The sequence below is a fragment of the Curtobacterium sp. MCSS17_007 genome, from assembly GCF_003234175.2.
Classification (GTDB): domain Bacteria; phylum Actinomycetota; class Actinomycetes; order Actinomycetales; family Microbacteriaceae; genus Curtobacterium.
Window position 1 is genome coordinate 1,610,370 of sequence record NZ_CP126257.1, and the last position, 22,466, is coordinate 1,632,835.

Sequence of the window (22,466 nt, forward strand, 5' to 3'; positions counted from 1 at the left end):
CGGCCCTCAGCGCACCACCCGTCGCAGGAGTGCCCGCTCGCCGAGGGCCCAGACCGCACTGGTCACGACGTACACGGTCGCGGCGAGCGGGACCACGGCGGCGAACCCCACCGACAGGAACGGCAGCCACCGCGCGAGCGTCGCGGCCGTCCCGGCACCCGGCGTACCGGGCGCCGGCGCTCCTGCCGGGTTCCAGCGCGCCGCGGCCCGTTGGCCGAGTCCGATCGCGACGGCGAGGACGGCGAGCAGCAGGAGCAGCACCCACGCATGCGTCCAGAGCGGTGAGCCGAGCACGGCCAGGAACGAGTGTCCGAGCGGGATCCCGAAGAAGGTCGCGTCGAGCAGGGTGTTCGCGGTGCCGCCGAGGCTCGCGTGGGTGAAGAGGGCGTACACGAGGGACAGCACCGGCGCCTGGGCGAGCACGGGCAGGCAGCCCGCGAGCGGGGACACCCGCTCCGAGGTGTACAGCCGCTGCACCGCCTCCTGCAGGCGTCGGGTGTCCGATCCGTACCGTCGGCGCAGCGCGGCGAGCTGCGGGGCGAGACGGCGGCGGTCACGCTCGGCTCGCACCTGCAGGACCGCGAGCGGGACGAGGGCGGTGCGGATGCCGACGGTGAGCACGACGACCGCGAGGGCGGCGGCGGCATCGCCGGTGACGGGCGCGAGCCCGACGGTGAGGGTGGTGAGCAGGTCGGCGCCGGCGTGCAGCAGGCTGCCGACGACGGGCAGGTTCGAGAGGTCCATGACGATCCGATCGGTGGAGGGGTACGCGACGACGTGACCCGGCCACCCGCGGGTGGTCAGGCCGGGGTCGACGCTCCCGGTGCCCGTGACCGCACGTGTCCGTCGGCGTCGGGGTGGCTCCACGCGATGCGGGTCGGCCGTTCGACGGCCCGACCGCGGTTCGCCGCGCGGGTCGGGTCGACGTCGAGGCCCAGCGCCGCCGCGAGCAGGCGGACGACGAGCACGGTGACGGTGACTGCGGCCAGTCCGAGGGCGGCCACGGCGAGCGCCGTTCCGGGCGCGAGCGCGCCCCCGGCCGCGAGCACCGACGCGTCGCCGAGCTGCAGCGCGGCGAGCGCGCGGAGCAGCAGTTCGACGACGGTCATGACCGGTTCAGCGTAACCCCCGCGTGCCGCCGAGGACCGGCAGGTGCGGACGGGCAGGATCACAGGCATGACCGCAGGATCGCCGAGCACCCCAGCGACCCTCGCCCTCGAGCGGGCGGGGATCCCGTTCACGCCCCACGTCTACGAGCACCACGAGACGGCGACGAACTTCGGCGAGGAGGCGGCCGCAGCGCTCGGTCTGCGGGAGGAGCAGGTCTTCAAGACGCTGGTCGTGTCGGTCGACGGCCAGCTCGCGGTCGCGGTCGTGCCCGTCGCGAACCGGCTCGACCTGAAGGCCATCGCGGCGGCGCTCGGGGGCAAGAAGGCGACGCTCGCACAACAGGCCCTCGCCGAGAAGCGCACCGGGTACGTCGTCGGTGGCATCAGCCCCGTCGGCCAGAAGACTCGACTCCGCACGGTCGTCGACGCGTCCGCCCTCACCTACCCGAGCATCTTCGTGTCCGGCGGTCGTCGCGGGTTCGACATCGAGGTCGCGCCGACCGACCTCGTCCGTGTGACCGAGGCCGCGACGGCTGCCATCGCCCGGACCTGAGTCGCGCTGACGCAACTTTCTCCGCCCGCCGGGAATGGAGCGGGTCCTCCTGCGTTGCATTGAGTCGAAGGCACTCAAGTTCCCAGGAGGTCCCTTTGCCAGCAACGTTCGGCCCGACCGGTGGCGACGACGCGTTCGACGCGTTCCTCGCACGGCTCCTCGCGGCCCAGCAGGCCGGCGCCCAGCGATCCGTACCGCTGGGACGCCCGGTCGACATCACCCGGCTCCTCAGCCGCCGCACCCACGAGATGCTCCAGCGCACCGCCGAGTACGCCGTCTCGCAGGGGCAGCACGAGATCGACGCGCTCCACATCCTGCACGTCCTCGTGCGCACCGAGCCCTTCACCGCGGTCGTCCGCAGCGCCGGCGTCGACCCGGAGCACTTCGCCGCGGAGGTCGAGGAGCGACTGCCCGTCGCAGCCGAGCCCCGGCCCGAGCAGACCGGCCGGCCCGCGCTGACCGGGACCGCCCAGCGGATCCTGCTCGAGGCGACCCAGGCCGCCAAGGGCTTCGGCAGCACCTACACCGACCCCGAGCACGTCTTCTTCGCGCTCGTCATGGACCAGGACACCGTCACCGGGCAGCTGCTCGCGAGCGCCGGTGTCACCCCGCAGCACATGCAGGACCACGCCCAGCAGGCCGCGGCAGCAGCACGAGAGGGGCGACCGATGCCCGGGACGACCGACACGCAGGCCACCGAGAGCGACACGCCGACGCTCGACCAGTTCGGCACCGACCTCACCGAGCGCGCCCGCGACGGGCGCATCGACCCGGTGATCGGCCGTGCCGACGAGATCGAGCAGACCGTCGAGATCCTGCTCCGCCGCACGAAGAACAACCCCGTCCTCATCGGTGAGCCCGGCGTGGGCAAGACCGCGATCGTCGAGGGTCTCGCCCAGCGCATCGCCGACGGCGACGTGCCCGCGCTGCTCCAGGGCAAGCGCGTCGTCGCACTCGACCTCGCCGGCATGCTCTCCGGCACCCGGTACCGCGGCGACTTCGAGGAGCGCCTGACGAAGGCGATGGACGAGATCGCGGCACACGCGGACGAGCTCATCGTGTTCGTCGACGAGCTCCACACGGTGGTCGGAGCCGGTGGCGGCGGCGAGGGCGGCTCGATGGACGCGGGCAACATCCTGAAGCCCCGCCTCGCCCGTGGCGACCTGCACCTGGTCGGCGCGACCACGCTGAACGAGTACCGCCGCATCGAGAAGGACGCCGCGCTCGAGCGTCGCTTCCAGCCGGTGACGGTGGGGGAGCCGAGCGTCGAGGACGCCGTGGCGATCCTCGGTGGCCTCGCCCCGCGCTACGCCGAGCACCACGACGTGACCTACACCGACGACGCCCTGCGCGCCGCGGTGGAGCTCTCGCACCGGTACGTCACCGACCGGCACCTGCCGGACAAGGCCATCGACCTCATCGACCAGGCCGGTGCCCGTCGTCGCCTCGCCCTGTCGGGCGACGTCGACGTCGAGGCGCTCCGCGACCAGGTCGCGGAGCTGCAGGCCGACAAGGACCGCGCGGTGGCCGAGGAGCTCTACGAGGAGGCGTCGCGCCTGCGCGACGAGATCGACGGACTGGAGGCGCGGATCACCGCCGCCTCCGAGGGCGACGCCGGTCGGGCCTCCCGTCTCGCACCTGCTGACCGTGTCATCACGGAAGGCGACATCGCCGAGGTGGTCTCCCGCGCCACCGGCATCCCGGCCACCCGCCTGTCCCAGGGCGACCGCTCCCGGCTCGCCGCCCTCGAGGGCGAGCTCCACGAGCGCGTCGTCGGCCAGGACGACGCCGTGCGCGCCATCGCGACCGCGGTCCGACGCAGCCGCACCGGCATGGGCGACCCTCGTCGCCCGGTCGGCAGCTTCCTGTTCCTCGGCCCGACCGGCGTCGGCAAGACCGAGCTCGCGAAGGCCCTGGCCGGATCGCTGTTCGGCGACGAGTCCGCGATGCTGCGCTTCGACATGAGCGAGTTCGGCGAGCGGCACACCGTCTCGCGCCTGGTCGGTGCCCCTCCCGGGTACGTCGGCTACGACGAGGCCGGCCAGCTCACCGAGCGCGTCCGTCGCAACCCGTACTCGGTCGTCCTGCTCGACGAGGTCGAGAAGGCGCACCCCGACGTCTTCAACCTGCTGCTGCAGGTGCTCGACGACGGGCGGCTCACCGACGGGCAGGGGCGCACGGTCGACTTCCGGAACACGGTCGTCATCATGACGTCGAACATCGGGTCCGAGTTCCTCGCGTCGCGCTCCGGGGCGCTCGGGTTCTCCGCCTCGGCCGACGGCGGGTACGCGGAGGAGGACCTCCGCGCCCGGGTGATGGGCAGGCTGCGCGAGTCCATGCGACCGGAGTTCATCAACCGCATCGACGAGATCGTCCTGTTCCGCAAGCTCGAGCGCGGGCAGCTCCGGTCGATCGTCGACCTGCTGCTGCAGGACACCGCGCTCCGGCTGCTCGCGCAGGGGATGACCCTGTCGGTGTCCGACGCCGCGACCGACTGGCTCGCCGAGCACGGGTACGAGCCCGAGTACGGCGCCCGTCCGCTCCGTCGGCTCATCCAGCGCGAGGTCGACGACCGCATCGCGACCCTGGTGGTCGACGAGCAGGCGCACGAGGGCGACACCGTCCGGATCGACGTGGTCGGCGACGCGCTCGTCGCCCGGGTCGAGGAGCCCGCGACCGTCTAGTCCGGCCCGCACACGAGCACGGCCCCGGTGCCCCCAGCGGTACCGGGGCCGTGCTGCGTCCGGCAGCGCCGATCGTGTTCCGGGATGCAATTCCGGAAATGTCCGAGAAAGGGCTTGCGCTCGCATTCCCGGCCCCGATAGTGTTCACGAGCATCACCGGCTGTACGAGACCGAGAGGGGGCCGACACAATGATGATCTTCACGACGAACCCGTTCCGTGGAATCCGTGTGATCAGCGGCACCCCGCTCCGTTCGCACTGACGCGGGACGTCCCGCTCCAGCCGTTCTCCCTCGATCGATCGAGGTACTGCACCACCGCGCTGACGGCGCGGTGACGCTGCCCCGGTCGCTCCGGCACAGCCCGACGGCGCTGCGCCGCACCTCCCGCCTCCGCTGCGGTCGCACGTCCTCCTGACGAGCGTCCGTCCGGTCGGCTGCCCGTTCGCGTGACGGCAGCCAGGCGCGCGACGGGGTGGATCGAGGTCGGACCGCGAGCGGCGGACGTCTCCCGTGACGACTCCACGCGGTGACCGCAACCGGTCACCGACAATGCAGCCGTGCGCATTCCTGCGCACCCTGCGATCATTCTCGCCCGCATTCCCGGGCGTTCTTGCGGACCCGTTCCCGACGCATTCGTGCGCGCGGCAGTCGGGTTCACCGTCATGCCCTCGGGCACCCACGAAAGGCACCATCGTGTCGAACGACATCGACGTCCGTCCCCCCGATACCCGCGCGGTGCGCCGCCGGGTCACGCTCGCCGACCGCATCGCCCTCCGGATCGGCATGTCGCTGATCATCTGGAGCCGGCGGACGCACCACGTGCGACCCCCGGTCGACTTCGCGACCCGACAGTGGATCGAGCGCGAACGGCGCGAGCGCGAACTCGCCCTGCTCGTGCAGACCGCTGCGATGCGCATGTGGCGCTGACGCGCGGCGTGACGGCGGGGTCCGCCCCGCGGTCGAACCACGGACACGACATCGAACCAGCGCTCCCGCCTGGTTCGATGTCGTGTTCCTGGTTCGACGCCCGGAGCCTGCCGTGCAGGCAGCCTCCTCGAACCGCTCAGCGCTTCCGGTTCGCCACCAGCGCGACCGCGTACGTCGGGTACCACGTCCCCGCCGCCGGTCCACCGTTGCAGGTCCCGTCGCTCGCACCCGGCGTCTTGATCCAGAGCAGGGCGTCGAGTCGTGTGCGTCCCGCGGCCACGTGCGGACTGCGGCCCAGGCCGGCCCCCGTCGGGTTGCACCAGGTGCCGAGCCACCCGCGGGCGTTCCGCGACGTGTCGATGACGTACCGTGCACCGCCCGTCATCGCGCTGAGCCGCTCGGCGTAGGCCCGCTCGCCGTCGACGCGGTAGAAGTTCGCCACGTTCGTGAAGAAGCCGCGGGCCTCGGTGATGCCGGCCTCCCGCAGGTACGTCGCCTGCAGCTCCGGGTCGTTCCAGTTCTCGTTGCCGCCGTCGAGGTAGGTGGGGACGCCCGCGGCGGTGTACTCGTGCACGGCCCCGGCGATGATGCCCGGTCGCCGCGCGCGTTCGGCGGTGCACGAGCTCAGGTGCGCCAGCGAATCCGGCTCGACGATCACGACGGCTCGGTGGCCCCTGAGGCCTGCTGCGATGCGCCGGTTCCACTCGGCGTACCGGGCCGGTGACAGGCCGCCCGCCGAGTACCCGCCGCAGTCGCGGTTCGGGACGGCGTAGGTGACGAACACCGGGGTCCTGCCGACCCGCTCGGCGGCGGCGAGGTTCCGAGCGATCACCCGGTCCAGCGCCTCGTCGGTGTACCACTCACCCAGCCAGATCGCGACCGGCTGCTGCGCGATGGTCCGGGCCGCTGCAGCCTCGGTCGCCGTCCCCGTTGCGCTGAGCGCCGCCGCAGCCTGCGCGGCCTGGCTGTCCGGCTGCACGAACAACCCGCCGGCGAAGACCTGCCCGGGCGTCGCGGTGTGGAGGGCTGCGGGCGGCAGCGGTGCGACGGAGGCCGCCGACGCAGTGGTCGGAGTCGTGACGACGCCCGCGCCCACCACCGTCGCGGCGAGTGCGAGCGCGACCATCGTCCTGGTCCTCGAGTGCATGGTCCCCGTCCTGTTCCCGTCCGCTGCGAGGACGACCCGGACGCCCCGGACGCCCTGCTCCACCTGTCGCAGACCATCAGAACCCACGGAGCGGCGCCCGGGCGATCTCCAGAACGAGGGACAGACGCCGGAGGGCCGTGCGTGTGCGGCCTCCGCGGTCGCGTACCGTTGTGCGGTGACCGAAACCGCAGCTGCACTCGTCGAACGCCTGACCGCCATCGTGCCGGACTTCCCGAAGCCGGGCATCCTGTTCCGCGACGTGACGCCGGTGTTCTCCGACCCGGTGGCGTTCGGCCGTGTGTGCGAAGCCCTCGCGGCGCCGTTCGCGATCGGCGCCGGCTTCCAGGCGGTCGCCGGCATCGAGGCCCGCGGCTTCGCCCTCGCCGGTGGCATCGCCGCGCAGCACCAGGTCGGCGTGCTGACGGTGCGGAAGGCCGGCAAGCTCCCCGGTGAGGTCCTCAGCGAGCAGTACGCGCTCGAGTACGGCGAGGCCGAGCTCGAGCTCCGCCCGGGCCAGCTCCCGCAGGGCACGCGGGTGCTCGTGGTCGACGACGTCCTCGCCACGGGTGGCACCGCTGCGGCGACGATCACGCTGCTCGAACGCGCGGGGTACGAGGCGATCGGCTTCGCCTCGCTCCTCGAGCTCGACGGACTCTCCGGCCGGGAGCGCCTCGAGCCCCGCCTGCCCGTCACGACGCTCGGCCGCGTCCCCGCCTGAGCGGCCGCGGCCGCGCACTAGTCTTGACCCACCCCTGAACCGACCGAGGAGCACCACGATCGTGACCGACGCAGTCGCACCCGAGCCCGCAGACCTGCCCCAGGCACCCGAGCCCCGCACCGCGACGACGGCCACGACGGGCACCGACCTCTTCGACGGCGAGCGCGGTGTCGTCGCGATCCGCGTCGACGGCGTCCTCAAGGACCTCGACGCCGACGTCCAGGACGGCGAGACCGCCGAGGCCGTGACGCTGCAGGAGCAGGACGGACTCGACATCCTCCGGCACTCGGCCGCGCACGTGCTCGCGCAGGCCGTCCAGCAGATCAACCCGGACGCGAAGCTCGGCATCGGTCCGCCCGTCACCGACGGCTTCTACTACGACTTCGACGTCGCCGAGCCGTTCACGCCCGAGGACCTCAAGGCGATCGAGAAGGGCATGGACCGGATCGTCCGCCAGGCCCAGCGCTTCCGTCGCGTCGTCGTGACCGACGAGGAAGCCCGCGAGCGCATGGCGGGGGAGCCCTTCAAGCAGGAGCTCATCGGGCTCAAGGGCGCCGCGGACGAGGGTGACTCCGGCGAGAGCGTCGAGGTCGGAGCCGGCGAGCTGACCGTCTACGAGAACGTCGACCCGAAGTCGGGCGAAGTCGTCTGGCAGGACCTCTGCCGGGGCCCGCACGTCCCGCACACGCGCTGGATCGGGAACGCGTCGAAGCTCATGCGCGTCGCCGCGGCGTACTGGCGCGGCTCCGAGAAGAACCCGCAGCTCCAGCGCATCTACGGCACCGCATGGCCGGACAAGGAGCAGCTCAAGGCGTACCAGCTCCGTCTGGAGGAGGCCGCGAAGCGCGACCACCGCAAGCTCGGCGCCGAACTCGACCTGTTCTCGTTCCCGGACGAGATCGGCTCGGGCCTGGCGATCTTCCACCCGAAGGGCGGCATCATCCGCCGCGAGATGGAGGACTACTCGCGCCGTCGGCACGAGCAGGAGGGCTACTCCTTCGTCTACACGCCGCACATCACCAAGGGCGACCTGTTCGAGCAGTCCGGCCACCTCGGCTGGTACAAGGACGGCATGTTCCCGGCCATGCACATGGACGAGGCACGCGACGAGGACGGCAACGTCACCCGGCAGGGGGCGGACTACTACCTCAAGCCGATGAACTGCCCGATGCACATCCTGGCGTACCGCTCGCAGGCCCGGTCGTACCGCGACCTGCCGCTGCGGATGTTCGAGTTCGGCACGGTGTACCGCAACGAGAAGTCCGGCGTCATCCACGGCCTGACCCGCGTGCGCGGCATGACGCAGGACGACGCCCACATCTTCACCACGCAGGAGAAGATGAAGGAGGAGCTCACCACGACCCTCCAGTTCGTGCTGTCGCTCCTCCGTGACTACGGCCTCGACGACTTCTACCTCGAGCTGTCGACGAAGGACCCGGAGAAGTACGTCGGCGACGACGAGGTCTGGGAGGTTGCGACGAAGACCCTGCGTGAGGTCGCCGAGGAGTCGGGCCTGGAGCTCGTCCCGGACCCCGCGGGTGCGGCCTTCTACGGCCCGAAGATCTCGGTGCAGGCCCGCGACGCCATCGGCCGGACCTGGCAGATGTCGACCGTGCAGCTCGACTTCAACCTGCCGGAGCGCTTCGAGCTCGAGTACACGGCGCCGGACGGCTCCCGACAGCGCCCGGTGATGATCCACCGTGCCCTGTTCGGTTCGATCGAGCGCTTCTTCGGCGTGCTCACCGAGCACTACGCCGGTGCGTTCCCGGCCTGGCTGTCCCCGGTGCAGGTAGTCGCGATCCCCGTCGCCGCCGAGTACGGCGACTACCTCGACGAGGTCGTCGCGAAGCTCCGCGCGCACGGCGTCCGTGCCGAGGTCGACCACTCCGACGACCGCATGCAGAAGAAGATCCGCACGCACACCAAGGCGAAGGTGCCGTTCCAGCTCATCGCCGGCGGCGACGACCGCGACGCCGGTGCGGTGAGCTTCCGCTTCCGGGACGGCCGCCAGGACAACGGCGTGCCCGTGGACGAGGCCGTGGACCGCATCCTCACCGCCATCCGCGACCGCGCGCAGGTCTGATGGACCGCACGGGAGGCACCGAGCACGTCCCCGGGACCGGTCACGTCGTCGACGTGGCCGGCTCCGGGGCGCCCGCCGCGCCGGACGCGTCGGCTCGGACCGGGCGGACGAGCGCGGCCGGAGCCGCGGGGACCGGCGGCGCCGACGACCCGCTGGTGATCCGGGACGCCGCCACCGGCGCCGCCGTGCCGGACGCCTTCCAACGGCTCTGGAACCCGCACCGCATGGCGTACATCGACGCCGGACGCGACGGCGAGGGCCGCGGCCACCGTGACGACTGCCCGTTCTGCGAGGCGCCGCGGAAGTCCGACGAGGACGCCCTCATCGTCGCCCGGGGGGAGCACGCCTACGTCCTGCTCAACCTGTACCCGTACAACAACGGGCACCTGCTCGTCTGCCCCTACCGGCACGTCCCGCTCTACGACGAGGCGACCCCGGAGGAGACCCGCGAGATCGCCGAGCTCACCCAGACCGCGATGCGCGTGCTCCGCGCGGTCTCGCACTGCGACGGCTTCAACATCGGCATGAACCAGGGCGAGATCGCCGGGGCCGGGGTGGCAGCGCACCTGCACCAGCACATCGTGCCGCGGTGGGCGTCGGACTCGAACTTCTTCCCGATCATCGCCCGGACGAAGTCGATGTCGCAGCTGCTCGGGGACACCCGTCGACTCGTCGCCGAAGGCTGGCCCGCTGCGGACTAGACTGTCGGCATCATGAGCGACAGCACCAGCACCTCGGGCACCAACGGCACCTCGATCACCGGCTCCGACCGCGTCAAGCGCGGCCTCGCGGAGATGCTCAAGGGTGGCGTCATCATGGACGTCATCGACGCCGAGCAGGCCCGCATCGCGGAAGAGGCCGGCGCGACCGCCGTCATGGCCCTCGAGCGTGTCCCCGCCGACATCCGCGCACAGGGCGGCGTCGCCCGCATGTCCGACCCGTCGATGATCGAGGAGATCATCGCCGCGGTGTCGATCCCGGTCATGGCGAAGGCCCGCATCGGCCACTTCGTCGAGGCGCAGGTCCTCCAGGAGCTCGGTGTCGACTACATCGACGAGTCCGAGGTGCTCTCGCCGGCCGACTACGTCAACCACATCGACAAGTGGAACTTCACCACCCCCTTCGTCTGCGGTGCCACCAACCTGGGCGAGGCGCTCCGTCGCATCACCGAGGGCGCGGCGATGATCCGCTCCAAGGGCGAGGCCGGCACGGGTGACGTGTCCGAGGCCACCAAGCACATCCGCACGATCTCGAAGGAGATCGCGGCCCTCCGGTACCTCAAGGAGGACGAGCTCTACGTCGCCGCGAAGGAGCTACAGGCCCCGTTCGACGTCGTGAAGGAGGTCGCACAGACCGGCAAGCTCCCGGTCGTGCTCTTCACCGCCGGCGGTGTCGCCACCCCGGCCGACGCCGCGATGATGATGCAGCTCGGCGCGGACGGCGTGTTCGTCGGCTCCGGCATCTTCAAGTCGGGCGACCCGGCGAAGCGCGCCGCGGCGATCGTCAAGGCCGTCACCTTCCACGACGACCCGAAGGTCATCGCCGAGGTCTCCCGCGGTCTGGGCGAGGCCATGGTCGGCATCAACGTCGCCGACGTCCCCGCACCGCACCGTCTCGCCGAGCGCGGCTGGTGAGCGCCCGGCCCCGCATCGGGGTCCTCGCGCTGCAGGGTGACTTCCGCGAGCACATCGCCTCGCTGACGGAGCTCGGCGCCGACGTGGTGCCGCTCCGTCGGCCCGAGGAGATCGAGGCGCTCGACGGCGTCGTGATCCCCGGCGGCGAGTCGAGCGTGATGGACAAGCTGTCCCGGACGTTCGGCGTGGCCGAGCCGCTCAGCGCCGCGATCCGCGACGGCCTGCCCGCCTACGGCACCTGCGCGGGCATGATCATGCTGTCGTCCCGGATCGCCGCGGGCATCCCGGGGCAGCAGACCCTCGGCGTGCTCGACACCACCGTGCGCCGGAACGCCTTCGGCAGCCAGAACGACTCGTTCGAGACCGACATCCCGATGCCGGCGCTCGGCGATGCCCCGGTGCACGCGGTGTTCATCCGCGCGCCCGTGGTCGAGGAGCACGGCACGGACGTCGAGGTGCTCGGTGCCCTCGCGGACGGTCAGGTCGTCGCCGTGCAGCAGGGCAACGTGCTGGCGAGCGCGTTCCACCCCGAGGTCGCGGGCGAGGACCGGTTCCACCGCCGGTTCCTCGAGATGGTCCGCTCCGTCTGACCGCCGCGACCGGCCACGGGCCGGACGCGACCCGCGGGGCGGCGGCGGTCTGCGCCTGCCGGCCGGTAGACTGGACCGGATCTTCCGCTAGACGCAAGGAGCACCGTGTCCGGGCATTCCAAGTGGGCAACGACCAAGCACAAGAAGGCGGTCATCGACCAGCGCCGTGCGAAGTCGTTCGCCAAGCTCATCAAGAACATCGAGGTCGCCGCGAAGATGGGTGGCGCTGACCTGTCGGGCAACCCGACCCTGGTCGACGCCGTCCAGAAGGCCAAGAAGACCTCGGTGCCGAACGACAACATCGACCGTGCCATCAAGCGCGGTGCCGGCCTGACCGGTGAGTCGATCGAGTACACGACGATCATGTACGAGGGCTACGGCCCGAACGGCGTCGCGATGCTCGTCGAGTGCCTCACGGACAACAAGAACCGAGCCGCGGCGGAGGTCCGGACGGCGATGTCCCGCAACGGCGGGACCATGGCCGACCCGGGCAGCGTCGCGTACAACTTCTCGCGCAAGGGCGTCATCTCGGTGACGAAGACCGACGGACTCGACGAGGACACCGTCATGACGGCCGTGCTCGACGCCGGTGTCGAGGACGTCATCGACCAGGGCGGCGGGTTCGAGGTCATCACCGAGGCGAGCGACCTCGTCGCGGCGCGCACCGCGCTGCAGGACGCCGGGATCGACTACGACTCCGCCGACGCCGAGTTCGTGCCCGGGGTCAAGGTGCCGGTCGACGCCGAGACGGCGCGCAAGGTCTTCAAGCTGATCGACGCGCTCGAGGACAGCGACGACGTGCAGAACGTCTACGCGAACTTCGACATCCCCGCGGACGTCCAGGCCGAGCTCGACGAGGACGAGGACTAGTCCGGTGCTCCGTGTGCTCGGGGTGGACCCCGGGCTCACCCGGTGCGGCGTCGGCGTCGTCGAGGTCGCACCGAACCGGCGCGCACGGCTCGTCCACGTGACGGTCGTGCGCACGCCGGCGGACATGGCGCTCGAGCAGCGGCTCCTGCGCATCGCCGACGGGATCGCGGCCGAGATCGACGACCACCGCCCCGACGCGGTGGCCGTCGAGCGGGTCTTCGCGCAGGCGAACGTCCGCACCGTGATGGGGACCGCGCAGGCGGCCGGTCTCGCGCTGCACGCCGCGGCCGCGCGGGGCCTGCCCGTCGGACTGCACACCCCGTCCGAGGTGAAGGCGGCCGTGACCGGCTACGGCAACGCGGACAAGCGGCAGGTGCAGACCATGATCGCGCGCGTGCTCGGGCTCGACGAGGCCCCGAAGCCCGCAGACGCGGCGGACGCGCTCGCTCTGGCCGTGTGCCACGCCTGGAGGCTCGGGTCACCCGACCGCGTCGGCCCGGGTCCGGCGACCCTCACCCCGGCGCAGCGCGCATGGCGCGACGCGCAGGCCGGCGCGGCGGACACCCCGCTCGCCCGCGCCGAGGCGGCAGCCGCGCGGCGGTCCGGCTTCGTCGGTGGTCGGCCCTAGGCTCGTGGGCATGATCGCGAGTCTCCGGGGCACCTGCATCGACGTCACCGGATCGGCCGTCGTGGTCGAGGTCGGGGGAGTGGGGTACGCCGTGACGGTCACGCCCGCGCACGCACTGACGATGCGTCAGGGGGCCGAGGTCTTCCTGCGGACGGCGATGATCGTCCGCGAGGACGAGCACCTGCTGTTCGGCTTCGAGTCGACCGACGCGCTGCAGGTCTTCGACCTGCTCCGCAGTGTGTCCGGCGTGGGCCCGAAGTCCGCCCTCGGCGTGCTGGCGCACATGGACCCGGCACAGGTCGCCAACGCCGTGGCGAGCGAGGACGATGCGGCCTTCCGCAAGGTGTCGGGCATCGGCCCGAAGACCGCGAAGCTCATCACCGTCGCCCTGTCCGGCAAGCTCGTCGCGTTCGAGCAGGCGCCGGCGAGTGCTGCGAGCGGTGCCGCCGCCGCCCACCCGGCCGCCGTCGACGTGGTCTCGGCACTCGTCGGGCTGGGCTGGCGGGAGGACGCGGCGCAGTCCGCCGTCGACGCGGTCGTCGCGAACGATCCGGGCGCCGCGGCGATGGGCACGCAGGCGCTCCTCCGTGCCGCGCTCGGCACGCTGCGCCCCGCGGGGGCCGGCCGGTGAGCGGCATCACGTCCGCCGGCGCCGAGTCACAGGAGGAACTCGCGTTCGAGGGTGCCCTGCGCCCGAAGTCGCTCGACGAGTTCGTCGGACAGCGCAAGGTCCGCGGTCAGCTCGACCTCCTGCTCAAGGCAGCGGCCCTGCAGGACCGCACGCCCGACCACATCCTCATGGCCGGCCCGCCTGGACTCGGCAAGACGACCCTCGCGATGATCGTCGCCCACGAGTCGGGTCGTCCCCTGCGCATGTCGAGCGGCCCGGCGATCCAGCACGCGGGTGACCTCGCCGCGGTGCTGTCGTCACTCGTCCCGGGCGAGGTGCTCTTCATCGACGAGATCCACCGCATGGCACGGTCGGCGGAGGAGATGCTCTACCTCGCGATGGAGGACTTCCGCATCGACGTCATGGTCGGCAAGGGGGCCGGCGCGACGAGCATCCCGCTCGACCTCGCGCCGTTCACCCTGGTCGGCGCGACCACCCGCGCCGGCCTCCTGCCGAACCCGTTGCGCGACCGCTTCGGGTTCACGGCCCACCTCGAGTTCTACGAGAAGGACGAACTCGAACAGGTCCTCATCCGCGCGGCGCACCTGCTCGAGCTCTCGATCGACCGCTCGGCGCTGCGCGAGATCGCCGGTCGCTCCCGGGGCACCCCACGCATCGCGAACCGCCTGCTCCGTCGTGTGCGGGACTACGCGCTCGTGCACCGCACCTCCGACGGCATGGCGGCCGTGCAGGGCGCGCTCGACCTGTACGACGTCGACGAGCTCGGCCTCGACCGTCTCGACCGTGCCGTGGTCGAGACGATGCTCACCCGGTTCGACGGCGGTCCCGTCGGTCTGAACACCCTCGCGGTGTCGGTGGGTGAGGAGTCCGAGACCATCGAGTCCGTGGTCGAACCGTTCCTCGTGCGCGTGGGGCTCGTGACCCGGACACCCCGCGGCCGCATCACGACACCGCAGGCCTGGCGACACTTCGGCCTCACACCTGGCGAAGGAGCCGCTGCCCAGCCCGGCCTGTTCGACGACTGAACTCGTATGCAGTATTCTGGCCGACCAGGACCGTGATCGCGGTCCGGTGTCGTCAGCGCTCGAGACCACTCAGGTGGCTGCCCGGACCCGGACACGCCCGTGCCCTAGACTGCTACGGCCCGAAGCCGAGCAACGACCGCTCCGGCTGGATCCGAGCAACCAGAGAAGGCAACGCCCCATGGACCAATCACTCTTCCTCATCGTCATCATCGTCGCGTTCGCCGCCTTCATGTTCTACAGCAGCCGCAAGCGCAAGAAGCAGCAGGCGGAGCTGCAGACCAAGATGGTCCCGGGCGCCCGCGTCATGCTGTCCTTCGGTCTCTACGGCACGCTGCTGTCCGTCGACGACGAGAAGGTCACCGCCGACGTCGAGATCGCCCCGGGCACCGTCGTCACCGTGCACCGCCAGACGCTCTCGCGTGTCGTCGACGACAACGCCTCCGACGTCGAGACCGCCGTCGTCGCCGATGACACCGCCGTCGCGGGCGAACCCGCCCTCGACCTCGGTGCCGACCGTCGGACGGACCCGGAGTTCGGTGAGCGCATCGAGCCCACCGAGACCGACGCGACGAAGCGCAAGACCGAAGACTGACGCCCCCGGTCGCCGGGTCACGGGACCCGGCGACCACACCACCGCCGCCGGCCGCGTCGCCGTCGGTCCTGAACAGAGAGACGAGACGACCGGTGGCACGATCGACACCCGTCAAGAAGGCGCTGCGTTCGCTCACCTGGTTGGTGATCATCATGGCGGCCCTGGCCGGCCTGAACACCGCTGCGTCGGTGCTCGCGGCCAACAGCAAGGACGACACGAACGAGTGGTTCGCCGGTGCGAGCTGGGTGCCCGAGCTGGCGCTCGACCTGCAGGGCGGCACGCAGCTGACCCTGGCGGCGCAGAACACCGAGGGCGGCTCCGTCACCTCGCAGCAGCTCGACCAGGCGGTCAACATCATCCGTCAGCGCATCAACGCCACGGGTGTCTCCGAGTCGCAGATCAACACCCAGGGCACGAACAACATCGTCGTGTCGATCCCGGGCAAGCCCGACAAGGCGACGATCGACCGCATCGAGGCAGCGGCGAAGCTGACCTTCCGTCCGGTGCTCTACACCGAGGCGGCCACCAACACCGCGGTCGGCGGCGACGGGAAGACCGCGTCGCCGACGCCGTACTCGCCCCCGGCATCGCTCGACGCCACGCCGAGCACGAAGCCGACCAACGGCAGCGACCTGGCCCAGGTCACGCCGGCGCTGCAGGACCTGTACACGAACTACAACTGTGCGGCCCCGGACGACGTGACGACCGCGCCCGACGACGAGCCGCTCGTCACGTGTGACCAGGACGGTGCCGCCAAGTACATCCTCGGCCCGGTCGAGGTCTCCGGTTCGGGCATCAGCAACGCGACCTCGGGCCTCGCCACCGACTCGCAGGGCGCGACCACCGGCCAGTGGGCGGTCAACCTGACGTTCTCGGGCAAGAGCTCGGAAGACTTCCGCGACGTCACGAGCCGCCTCGTCAAGCTGCCCTCGCCGCAGAACCAGTTCGCGATCGTGCTCGACGGCACCGTCATCACGGCGCCCGCCTCGAACGCCGCGATCACGAACGGCAAGGCCCAGATCACCGGCAACTTCACCGCGGAGTCGTCGAAGACCCTCGCCGACCAGCTGAAGTACGGCGCCCTGCCGATCAACTTCCAGGTGCAGTCGAACGAGAACATCTCGGCGACGCTCGGGACCGCGCAGCTCGTCGGCGGTCTCGTCGCCGGCCTGATCGGCCTGATCCTCGTCGTGGTCTACTCGATCATCCAGTACCGAGCGCTGGCCTTCGTCACCGTGCTCTCCCTCGGCGTCGCGGCGGTCCTGACCTACCTGGTCATCGCGATCATGTCGTGGCGCGTCGACTACCGTCTCTCGCTCGCGGGTGTCGCCGGTCTCATCGTGGCCATCGGCATCACGGCCGACTCGTTCATCGTGTACTTCGAACGCATCCGTGACGAACTGCGGGACGGCCGAGGGCTCGAGAGCGCGGTGGAGTCCGGCTGGAAGCGAGCCCTGCGCACGATCCTGGCGTCCGACTCGATCAACTTCCTCGCCGCGGTGGTGCTCTACATCCTCGCCGTCAGCGACGTGAAGGGCTTCGCGTTCACGCTGCTGCTCACGACCCTCATCGACGTCATCGTCGTGGTGCTCTTCACGCACCCGATGATGCAGCTCATCGCCCGCAGCCGGTTCTTCGGCGAGGGGCACCGGTTCAGCGGACTCGACCCGTCCGCCCTCGGCGCCGTCTACCGCGGCCGTGCGCAGTTCCGCGCGCCGGTCGTGGACGGCAAGCGCCAGCGCAGCGCGGGCGAGGCCCAGCGCCGCCAGACGATCGCAGAGCGGAAGGCCCAGCAGGGCGCCGGCGACAACGGCACCACGCCGGACGGGAAGGACGACTGATGGCCAGCTTCAGCCAGTTCGGCAGCGACCTCTACACCGGGAAGCGCTCCTACGACATCGTCGGGCGCCGCAAGACCTGGTACCTCATCGCACTGATCGCGATCGTCGTGTCGCTCGTGGTGCCGTGGCTCCGTGGCGGCTACCACCTCGGCATCGAGTTCACCGGCGGCTCCGAGTTCACGATCTCGGACGCGAAGGACCTCGACCAGTCGATCGCCACCCGCACGGTCGAGTCGATCGTCCCCGAGGGGATCCCGCGCGTCTCCCAGGTCGGCCAGGACGGCATCCGCGTCCAGACCGAGCAGCTGACGGACCGCGAGACGACCGAGGTGCAGGACGCCCTGGCGCAGGCCTACGGCGTGTCCGAGGACCAGGTCGCGTCCACCTACATCGGTGCCACCTGGGGTGCCGACGTGCTCGCGCAGGCGATCCGCGGTCTGGTCATCTTCCTCGCGCTGGCGGCCGTGGTGATGGCCGTCTACTTCCGCACGTGGAAGATGTCGGTGTCCGCCATGGTCGCGCTGCTGCACGACCTGCTCATCACGGCCGGCGTCTACGGCATCGTCGGGCTCGAGGTCACGCCGGCGGCCGTCATCGGCTTCCTGACGATCCTCGGCTACTCGCTGTACGACACCGTCGTGGTGTTCGACAAGGTGCGCGAGAACACGTCGCAGGAGTCGCACCGCACCTTCGTGCAGTCGGTCAACCTCGCGGTCAACCAGACGCTCGTCCGGTCCATCAACACCTCGGTCGTGGCGCTCCTGCCCGTCGCCGCGATCCTCTTCATCGGGTCGTACGTGCTCGGCGCCGGCACCCTGCGGGACATCTCGCTCGCGCTCTTCATCGGCATCATCGTCGGCACGTACTCGACGATCTTCATCGCGTCGCCGATGTACGCCCACCTGCGCGAGAACGAGCCGAAGGTCAAGGAGGCCGACGCGAAGAAGACGCGTGCGGCCGAGAAGCGCCAGCGCGAGGTCGACGCCGCGGCCGAGGTCGCCTGATGGCGGTCGAGGTGCACGCCGTCGACGTCGCCGAGGCCCGTCGTCGTCTCGACGCGGGCGCCCGCCTGTTCGACGTCCGCGAGCAGGCGGAGTGGGACGAGGTGCACGCGCCCGAGGCGACGCTCGTGCCCATGTCCGAGCTCGTCGCCCGCTGGCAGGAGATCGACGGCGGCGACCAGCCCGCCATCGTCGTGTGCCACTCCGGCGCGCGGTCGGCCCGGGTGGTGGCTGCCCTCGAGCAGTCCGGCGTCCCCGCGGTGAACCTCACCGGCGGCATGGTCTCCTGGGAGCAGGCCGGTCAGCCCGTCGTGCGAGCGGGAGCACAGGGCGGCGACGCCCAGGGCGAACCGCGTCACGAGCACTGACCGGACGCGCGTAGGCTTGCCAGACCGTACCCGGACACCGGTCGCAGGAGGCGCATCATGACGGACACCCGTGAGTCCTCGCCCCAGGGTGCCCCGGCGCCCGGCGCGAGCCGTCCTGGTTCCGCGCCACGGCCCTCCAGCCCGTTGAACGCGACGACCACCGGTAACCTCGGGTCCCTCCGCTCGCTGCTCCCACGGCTGTTCTCGCGGGCGCAGCCCGCAGGGGCCGTCGACACGCTCATCCGGACCGTGCGGTCGCACCACCCCAAAGCCGACGTGACGCTCATCGAGCGCGCCTACTCGGTCGCCGAGCGGGCGCACGACGGGCAGAAGCGGAAGTCCGGCGAGCCGTACATCACGCACCCCGTCGCGGTCGCCCAGATCCTGGCCGACCTCGGCATCGGCACCATCACGATCGCCGCGGCGCTCCTGCACGACACCGTCGAGGACACCGACTACCAGCTCGACGAGCTCCGTGCCGACTTCGGCGACGAGATCGCGATGCTCGTCGACGGCGTCACGAAGCTCGACAAGGTCAAGTACGGCGACAGTGCGCAGGCCGAGACGGTCCGCAAGATGGTCATCGCGATGTCGAAGGACATCCGGGTCCTGGTCATCAAGCTGGCCGACCGCCTGCACAACGCCCGCACGTGGGGGTTCGTGGAGTCCGCCTCGGCGACGCGCAAGGCCAAGGAGACGCTCGAGATCTACGCGCCGCTGGCGCACCGTCTCGGCATCCAGATGATCAAGTTGGAGCTCGAGGACCTGTCGTTCGCGGTCCTCCACCCGAAGCTCTACGTCGAGATCGACAGCCTGGTCAAGGAGCGCCAGCCGAAGCGCGAGCAGTTCGTGCAGAACGTCATCGGCACGCTCAAGAAGGACCTGAAGTCGTCCAAGATCCGTGGCGAGGTCATGGGTCGGCCGAAGCAGTACTACTCGATCTACCAGAAGATGATCGTCCGCGGGCGCGAGTTCGACGAGATCTACGACCTGGTGGGCATCCGGGTGCTCGTGCCGACGGTGCGGGACTGCTACGCGATGCTCGGGTCGGTGCACGCGCGGTGGACGCCGCTGCCGGGTCGGTTCAAGGACTACATCGCGACGCCGAAGTTCAACCTGTACCAGTCCCTGCACACGACCGTGCTCGGGCCCCAGGGGCGCGCGGTCGAGATCCAGATCCGGACGCACGAGATGCACCAGCGCGCCGAGTTCGGTGTCGCGGCGCACTGGAAGTACAAGCAGCGTGCGCAGGGGCGCGACGTCGACACGACGACCACGGACGACCAGGACATGGCGTGGCTCGCCCACATCACCGACTGGCAGGCCGAGACCAGCGACCCAGGGGAGTTCCTCGACTCGCTCCGCTACGAGATCGGCGCCAAGGAGACCTACGTCTTCACCCCGCAGGGCAAGGTCATCGGCCTCCCGGCGGGCGCGACCCCGGTCGACTTCGCCTACGCGGTCCACACCGAGATCGGGCACCGCACCATGGGTGCCAAGGTGAACGGCCGTCTCGTGCCGCTCGAGAGCACCCTGTCGAGCGGTGACGTCGTCGAGATCTTCACCTCGAAGAACCCGGACTCCGGCCCGAGCCAGGACTGGTTGACCTTCGTGCGGAGCCCCCGTGCGCGCAACAAGATCAAGCAGTGGTTCACCAAGGAGCGCCGCGAGGAGGCGATCGAGCAGGGCCGCGACGCGATCGCGCGGGCGATGCGGAAGCAGAACCTGCCGTTGCAGCGGATCATGAGCCAGGACTCCATCGCCGAGGTCGCCTCGTCGATGCGGTACGACGACGTCTCCGCCCTGTACGCGGCCGTCGGCGAGGGGCACGTCTCGACGCAGTCCGTGATCGAGAAGGTGCTCGGCAACGTCCAGGCCGAGACCGAGACGGACGAGCCGGAACTCGCCTTCCCGCGGCAGGTCACGAGCCGTCAGCTCCGCAACAGTGACAGCGGCGTGCTCGTGCGCGGCGCGCCGGACATCCTCGTGAAGCTCGCGAAGTGCTGCACCCCGGTGCCCGGTGACCAGATCGTGGGCTTCATCACCCGCGGGCAGGGCGTCTCGGTCCACCAGGCGTCGTGCACGAACGTGAAGTCGCTCATGAACGAGCCCGACCGGATGATCGAGGTCGAGTGGGCCCCGTCGTCGAAGTCGGTGTTCCTCGTGCAGATCCAGATCGAGGCACTCGACCGCTCCGGTCTGCTCAGCGACGTCACGCGCGTCCTCACCGACCACCACGTGAACATCCTGTCCGCCACGGTGTCGACGTCGTCCGACCGCCTGGCGCTCAGCCGCTTCGTGTTCGAGATGGGGGACACCACGCACCTCGACCGCGTCCTCAACGCGGTGCGCCGCATCGACGCCGTGTACGACGTCTACCGCGTCAGCGCGGGCTGAGCGGGTCCGTCGGAGCGGGGCTCGGCTCAGGCGGTCACCTGGTCGAGCCGGCGTGCCGCCTGGCGCGCCATCGGGATCGTCCCGAGGGCGTCGACGCGGTGTCGGAGCTCCGGCTCCCGGACGGCGCCCACCGCGATCAGACCGCGGAGGGCGTCGGCCGCAGCCGCATCGAACGCACCGGGAGCCCGCAGCAGGTCGATCGCGGTCCGCAGTGGTGTCGTGACCCGGACGCCGTCGAGCAGCACCACGTCATCGGGCCCCAGCCTGACCTCGCGAAGCCGGACGTCGGCGGCGACCCGGACGCGCACGTTGGGCGGGATGCTCACCTCGTCGGTCGCGGGCGGACGCGAAGTCGCGCCCCAGATCCACGCGGCGGTCCGCCCGGAGGCCACCAGCCGCCGGTCGGACAGGCGCCAGGCGTGCGCGGCGGCACGGAGCGCTGGAACCTGCGGCTCCGCCGGGGACGCCCAGCAGCATCCGACGGGCACGAGGTCGCCGGCCAGCACCGCGGCACGCAGTTCCGCCTCCGGCCAGTCGTCGCTCGTCAGCAGGCGGGGCGTCGGCACCCGCTCATCCTGCCGGACGAACACGGTCCCCGCGTCGGCCCTGTGGAGAGCAGTACCGGGCCGCCCGCGCCGCTGCCGATCAGCACAGGACCACAGCGCAGGGGCTCAGCGCAGGACCTCGGCACGGTGCACGAGCGCAGCCGCGCCGATGAGCGGCCCGTCCTGCGACAGACCCGTCGGCACGATCCGCACCTTGGTCACGAAGCCGAACTCGACGCGCTCGGCCACCGCCTCGCGGGCGAACGCGAACAGGTCCGGGGTGACGTGCGAGAACCCACCGCCGATGGCCACGACCTCGAGGTCGACCAGGCTCGTCGCCGCTGCGATCGCCTGTCCGAGCGCCCGGCCGCTCCGGCGCACGGCGGCGACGGCGACCTCGTCGCCCGCTGCGTAGGCCGCCGAGAGCTCCTCGCCCGTCGTGCCGGCGAAGCCCTGGCGCTGCGCCCAGGCGACCGTCTTCGGGCCGCTCGCGATCGCCTCGAGGCAGCCGGTCCCGCCACAGGCGCAGGGGTCGTCGAACCCACCGCACTCGACGTGACCGATGTGGCCGGCGTTGCCGGTCGGGCCGCTCACCGTCCGCCCGTGCAGGATCAGCCCGCCACCGACACCGGTGGAGACGATCATGCCCATCACGTGGTCCGAGCCCTGGGCCGCGCCGACCCAGTGCTCGGCGAGTGTGATCGCGAGCCCGTCCATGCGGAGGGTCACCGGGACGCCTGCGGGAACGAGGGCTGCGACGCGGTCGCGCAGCGGGTAGTCGCGCCACACCGGCATGTTGAGGGGCGACACCAGTCCGTGATCCTCGTCCACCGGCCCGGCAGCACCCACCCCGACACCCACCAGGGTGGCGTCTGCCGGCAGGGCCGCGAGCGTCGCGGTGACGACCTCGTCGACGGCCGCCTGCAGCTCGTCCGAGGAACGCTCGGGTCCGGTGGGGCTGCGGTGGCGGCTGCCCGGTACGACGACGCCCTGGTCGGTCACCAGGGCGGCTTCGACCTTGGTCCCGCCGAGATCGACGGCCAGCGCGAGCGCGGGGGAGGAGGACAGTGCTGCGGTGCTGGACATGCGCGCTCCGATGCGGCGGTCTGGAGGCTCGTCACGG

At 71.1% G+C, this 22,466-nt stretch carries 22 protein-coding genes; 17 read left to right on the forward strand and 5 right to left on the reverse strand.

Translation table 11 applies throughout. The annotated features are described in order from the left end of the window. Positions 1-6: 6 nt before the first annotated feature. Both DEJ22_RS07600 and DEJ22_RS07605 read right to left on the reverse strand, forming a co-directional pair. Positions 7-744 carry a YidC/Oxa1 family membrane protein insertase gene (locus tag DEJ22_RS07600; protein ID WP_111226401.1) on the reverse strand — a complete coding sequence of 246 codons (738 nt, stop codon included), beginning with the start codon at positions 742-744 and terminating at the stop codon, positions 7-9. Between the two features lie 56 nt (positions 745-800). Then, on the reverse strand, positions 801-1,109 hold the full coding sequence (locus DEJ22_RS07605) for a DUF6412 domain-containing protein (protein ID WP_146241669.1): 309 nt from the start codon (positions 1,107-1,109) through the stop codon (positions 801-803). 67 nt (positions 1,110-1,176) lie between these two features. Between DEJ22_RS07605 and ybaK the strand changes: the two genes are divergently transcribed. The 3 genes from ybaK (at position 1,177) to DEJ22_RS07620 (ending at position 5,273) form a co-directional block, all read left to right on the forward strand. Beyond that, a complete protein-coding gene (ybaK, locus tag DEJ22_RS07610; RefSeq protein WP_111226033.1) occupies positions 1,177-1,662 on the forward strand; it encodes a Cys-tRNA(Pro) deacylase in 486 nt (161 codons plus the stop codon). Between the two features lie 95 nt (positions 1,663-1,757). Further along, positions 1,758-4,346 carry an ATP-dependent Clp protease ATP-binding subunit gene (locus DEJ22_RS07615; RefSeq protein ID WP_111226034.1) on the forward strand — a complete coding sequence of 863 codons (2,589 nt, stop codon included), beginning with the start codon at positions 1,758-1,760 and terminating at the stop codon, positions 4,344-4,346. A gap of 693 nt (positions 4,347-5,039) precedes the next feature. Then, entirely contained in the window at positions 5,040-5,273 is a 234-nt protein-coding gene (locus DEJ22_RS07620; RefSeq protein WP_111226035.1) for a hypothetical protein, read from the forward strand. Positions 5,274-5,409: 136 nt separating this feature from the next. Here DEJ22_RS07620 and DEJ22_RS07625 read toward each other — a convergent pair whose 3' ends face one another. After that, a complete protein-coding gene (locus DEJ22_RS07625) occupies positions 5,410-6,420 on the reverse strand; it encodes a glycoside hydrolase family 6 protein (protein ID WP_181430660.1) in 1,011 nt (336 codons plus the stop codon). A 175-nt stretch (positions 6,421-6,595) separates the two neighbouring features. Between DEJ22_RS07625 and DEJ22_RS07630 the strand changes: the two genes are divergently transcribed. The 14 genes from DEJ22_RS07630 (at position 6,596) to DEJ22_RS07695 (ending at position 20,798) form a co-directional block, all read left to right on the forward strand. Next, complete coding sequence (locus DEJ22_RS07630; protein WP_066654284.1) at positions 6,596-7,138, forward strand: adenine phosphoribosyltransferase; 543 nt, start codon at positions 6,596-6,598, stop codon at positions 7,136-7,138. 94 nt (positions 7,139-7,232) lie between these two features. After that, positions 7,233-9,221: a threonine--tRNA ligase gene (thrS, locus tag DEJ22_RS07635; RefSeq protein WP_111226402.1), complete on the forward strand. Its 1,989-nt coding sequence runs from the start codon at positions 7,233-7,235 to the stop codon at positions 9,219-9,221. Continuing rightward, positions 9,221-9,922 carry an HIT family protein gene (locus tag DEJ22_RS07640; RefSeq protein ID WP_181430661.1) on the forward strand — a complete coding sequence of 234 codons (702 nt, stop codon included), beginning with the start codon at positions 9,221-9,223 and terminating at the stop codon, positions 9,920-9,922. Before thrS ends, DEJ22_RS07640 begins: the two co-directional genes overlap by 1 nt. 12 nt (positions 9,923-9,934) lie before the next feature. Then, on the forward strand, positions 9,935-10,855 hold the full coding sequence (pdxS, locus tag DEJ22_RS07645; RefSeq protein ID WP_058727871.1) for a pyridoxal 5'-phosphate synthase lyase subunit PdxS: 921 nt from the start codon (positions 9,935-9,937) through the stop codon (positions 10,853-10,855). Continuing rightward, positions 10,852-11,445 carry a pyridoxal 5'-phosphate synthase glutaminase subunit PdxT gene (gene pdxT, locus DEJ22_RS07650; protein ID WP_111226037.1) on the forward strand — a complete coding sequence of 198 codons (594 nt, stop codon included), beginning with the start codon at positions 10,852-10,854 and terminating at the stop codon, positions 11,443-11,445. Before pdxS ends, pdxT begins: the two co-directional genes overlap by 4 nt. Before the next feature lie 105 nt (positions 11,446-11,550). Then, positions 11,551-12,315 carry a YebC/PmpR family DNA-binding transcriptional regulator gene (locus tag DEJ22_RS07655; protein WP_111226038.1) on the forward strand — a complete coding sequence of 255 codons (765 nt, stop codon included), beginning with the start codon at positions 11,551-11,553 and terminating at the stop codon, positions 12,313-12,315. A gap of 4 nt (positions 12,316-12,319) precedes the next feature. Then, positions 12,320-12,943: a crossover junction endodeoxyribonuclease RuvC gene (ruvC, locus tag DEJ22_RS07660; protein ID WP_258379520.1), complete on the forward strand. Its 624-nt coding sequence runs from the start codon at positions 12,320-12,322 to the stop codon at positions 12,941-12,943. Positions 12,944-12,953: 10 nt separating this feature from the next. After that, complete coding sequence (gene ruvA / locus DEJ22_RS07665; protein ID WP_111226405.1) at positions 12,954-13,574, forward strand: Holliday junction branch migration protein RuvA; 621 nt, start codon at positions 12,954-12,956, stop codon at positions 13,572-13,574. Next, a complete protein-coding gene (gene ruvB / locus DEJ22_RS07670; protein WP_111226039.1) occupies positions 13,571-14,599 on the forward strand; it encodes a Holliday junction branch migration DNA helicase RuvB in 1,029 nt (342 codons plus the stop codon). The genes ruvA and ruvB overlap by 4 nt, the downstream gene beginning before the upstream one ends. A gap of 178 nt (positions 14,600-14,777) precedes the next feature. Beyond that, positions 14,778-15,191, forward strand: a complete 414-nt coding sequence (locus DEJ22_RS07675) for a preprotein translocase subunit YajC (protein WP_111226040.1) — start codon at positions 14,778-14,780, stop codon at positions 15,189-15,191. 92 nt (positions 15,192-15,283) lie between these two features. Next, on the forward strand, positions 15,284-17,032 hold the full coding sequence (secD, locus tag DEJ22_RS07680; protein WP_111226041.1) for a protein translocase subunit SecD: 1,749 nt from the start codon (positions 15,284-15,286) through the stop codon (positions 17,030-17,032). Continuing rightward, positions 17,032-18,036 (forward strand): protein translocase subunit SecF, encoded by a 1,005-nt coding sequence (gene secF, locus DEJ22_RS07685; RefSeq protein ID WP_111226042.1) that lies wholly within the window; start codon positions 17,032-17,034, stop codon positions 18,034-18,036. The genes secD and secF overlap by 1 nt, the downstream gene beginning before the upstream one ends. After that, positions 18,036-18,401, forward strand: a complete 366-nt coding sequence (locus tag DEJ22_RS07690) for a rhodanese-like domain-containing protein (RefSeq protein ID WP_111226043.1) — start codon at positions 18,036-18,038, stop codon at positions 18,399-18,401. Before secF ends, DEJ22_RS07690 begins: the two co-directional genes overlap by 1 nt. 57 nt (positions 18,402-18,458) lie before the next feature. Continuing rightward, positions 18,459-20,798, forward strand: coding sequence for a RelA/SpoT family protein (locus DEJ22_RS07695; protein ID WP_258379521.1), 2,340 nt, complete (start codon positions 18,459-18,461; stop codon positions 20,796-20,798). 26 nt (positions 20,799-20,824) lie between these two features. On the opposite strand, the gene DEJ22_RS07700 is transcribed toward DEJ22_RS07695, so the two are convergent. Both DEJ22_RS07700 and DEJ22_RS07705 read right to left on the reverse strand, forming a co-directional pair. Continuing rightward, positions 20,825-21,364 carry a type IV toxin-antitoxin system AbiEi family antitoxin gene (locus DEJ22_RS07700; RefSeq protein WP_181430662.1) on the reverse strand — a complete coding sequence of 180 codons (540 nt, stop codon included), beginning with the start codon at positions 21,362-21,364 and terminating at the stop codon, positions 20,825-20,827. Between the two features lie 105 nt (positions 21,365-21,469). Beyond that, positions 21,470-22,429, reverse strand: coding sequence for an ROK family protein (locus tag DEJ22_RS07705; RefSeq protein WP_111226046.1), 960 nt, complete (start codon positions 22,427-22,429; stop codon positions 21,470-21,472). Between the last annotated feature and the right edge of the window lie 37 nt (positions 22,430-22,466).

Bases quoted from the DNA above. Each gene is read 5' to 3' on its own strand.
- ybaK (WP_111226033.1), top strand. From the start codon at position 1,177: ATGACCGCAGGATCGCCGAGCACCCCAGCGACCCTCGCCCTCGAGCGG.
- pdxS (WP_058727871.1), top strand. From the start codon at position 9,935: ATGAGCGACAGCACCAGCACCTCGGGCACCAACGGCACCTCGATCACC.
- DEJ22_RS07675 (WP_111226040.1), top strand. From the start codon at position 14,778: ATGGACCAATCACTCTTCCTCATCGTCATCATCGTCGCGTTCGCCGCC.
- DEJ22_RS07695 (WP_258379521.1), top strand. From the start codon at position 18,459: ATGACGGACACCCGTGAGTCCTCGCCCCAGGGTGCCCCGGCGCCCGGC.
- secF (WP_111226042.1), top strand. From the start codon at position 17,032: ATGGCCAGCTTCAGCCAGTTCGGCAGCGACCTCTACACCGGGAAGCGC.
- DEJ22_RS07640 (WP_181430661.1), top strand. From the start codon at position 9,221: ATGGACCGCACGGGAGGCACCGAGCACGTCCCCGGGACCGGTCACGTC.
- DEJ22_RS07600 (WP_111226401.1), bottom strand. From the start codon at position 744: ATGGACCTCTCGAACCTGCCCGTCGTCGGCAGCCTGCTGCACGCCGGC.
- DEJ22_RS07705 (WP_111226046.1), bottom strand. From the start codon at position 22,429: ATGTCCAGCACCGCAGCACTGTCCTCCTCCCCCGCGCTCGCGCTGGCC.
- ruvA (WP_111226405.1), top strand. From the start codon at position 12,954: ATGATCGCGAGTCTCCGGGGCACCTGCATCGACGTCACCGGATCGGCC.
- DEJ22_RS07690 (WP_111226043.1), top strand. From the start codon at position 18,036: ATGGCGGTCGAGGTGCACGCCGTCGACGTCGCCGAGGCCCGTCGTCGT.
- DEJ22_RS07605 (WP_146241669.1), bottom strand. From the start codon at position 1,109: ATGACCGTCGTCGAACTGCTGCTCCGCGCGCTCGCCGCGCTGCAGCTC.
- DEJ22_RS07625 (WP_181430660.1), bottom strand. From the start codon at position 6,420: ATGCACTCGAGGACCAGGACGATGGTCGCGCTCGCACTCGCCGCGACG.